1 protein-coding gene and 1 pseudogene are annotated in these 1,487 nt (G+C 65.2%); both read left to right on the top strand.

The features are described 5' to 3' along the window. Window positions 1-164 precede the first annotated feature (164 nt). Window positions 165-950: a spermidine synthase gene (locus ABYB95_RS23395; RefSeq protein ID WP_372662741.1), complete on the top strand. Its 786-nt coding sequence runs from the start codon at window positions 165-167 to the stop codon at window positions 948-950. A gap of 31 nt (window positions 951-981) precedes the next feature. After that, window positions 982-1,487: pseudogene (locus ABYB95_RS23390) on the top strand (type II/IV secretion system protein); the annotation flags it as partial.

Genomic DNA, 1,487 nt, shown 5'->3' with positions numbered 1-1,487 from the left:
GGGCCGTTTCTGTGTTCATAATGATTCTTCTCCTCCAACAACAAGCCGATGCGACATTCGATGTTCTCCCTTCTCGCCCACTGCGGGCGGTTCTTCAAAAACGCCGCGCGGGTGGCACCGCCCGCTGGTCTGTGGTGGCCGGCTGACCCGATGGCGGGGCGGGCATGAAGGTGGGTGCGAACGCCGCGCGGCAGCGCAGCGCCGTGCAAAGCCTGCCCGAGGTCACGCTGTCCGAAGACGGCGAGGTGCGTTTTCTGCACCTGGGAACCGAGTGGATACAAGGCTCGATGATCATCGACGCGCCCTTCGATATCGAACTCGACTACGTGCAGCGCATGATGGCCTGGCTGCTGTTTGTCGAAGCCGATTCGGTGGGCAAGCGCCGGGCCATGCAGCTTGGGCTGGGCTCCGCCGCCCTCACCAAATTTTGTTTCAAGCCCTTGCGCATGCACACCACCGCCATCGAGATCAACCCCCAGGTGCTCACAGCCTGCCGGGGCTGGTTCAAGCTGCCGGCCGATGGCCCGCGCCTGCGGGTGGTGCTGGCCGATGCGGCGCAGGAGATCCGCAACCCCGCGTACACGGCGCAGATCGACGCGCTGCAAGTGGATTTGTACGACCACGAAGCCGCCGCACCGGTGCTCGACAGCCCCGACTTTTACGCCGACTGCCGTTCGGTGCTGAGCGACGAAGGCATGATGACGGTGAACCTGTTTGGCCGCGACGCCAGTTACGAACATTCGCTCAAGAGCATTTGTGCCGCGTTCGGCGACGATGCGGTCTGGGTTTTCAAACCCACGCGCGAAGGCAATGCCGTGGTGCTGGCCCAGCGCAACGCCAGCCGCCCGACCCGCATGGCGCTGCTGGCGCGGGCCGAAGCGGTGCAGGCACGCTGGAAGTTGCCCGCGGTCAAATGGTTGCGCATTTTTGCGCCGGTCTCCAAGATCTGAACTTGTCGCCATCCCAACTTCTTTCACGCGCATGAAAACCCCAGCCTCCGCTCCGGTCGAAAAACCCGCCCACCAAGGTCCGCTCGACTGGCGCCTGCTGGTGGACTGGTTGAGCGAAGACGGTGTGATCTCCAAGGCCGAAGCGGCGCGCACCGTGGCGCGCTGCTCGGTGGCGCAGAGCGCACAACACCCCTTGCAAAGGCTGTCGGTGGTGGGCATGGCGCGTGCCAGCGACGGCCATGTGCTCGACGCCGAGCAGCTCACCGAATGGCTGGCCGCGCGCTGTGGCCTGACCTATTTGCGCATCGACCCGCTGAAGGTGGAGGTGGGCAAGGTGGCCGACGTGATGAGCGCGGCCTATGCCGAGCGCCACAAGGTGTTGCCGGTGCAGGTGAGCAGCACCGAGGTGGTGGTGGCCACCGCCGAGCCCTTTGTGCGCGATTGGGTGGACGAGCTGGAGCGCCAGACGCGGCGCAGCGTGCGCCTGGTGCTGGCCAGTCCGGCGGCCATCAGCCGCTACACGGCGGAATTTTTTGC

It is taken from the genome of Hydrogenophaga sp. (assembly GCF_041633695.1).
Classification (GTDB): domain Bacteria; phylum Pseudomonadota; class Gammaproteobacteria; order Burkholderiales; family Burkholderiaceae_C; genus Hydrogenophaga.
Note: the sequence above shows the minus strand (reverse complement) of the source record. Positions and strands in the feature narration are given on the sequence as shown.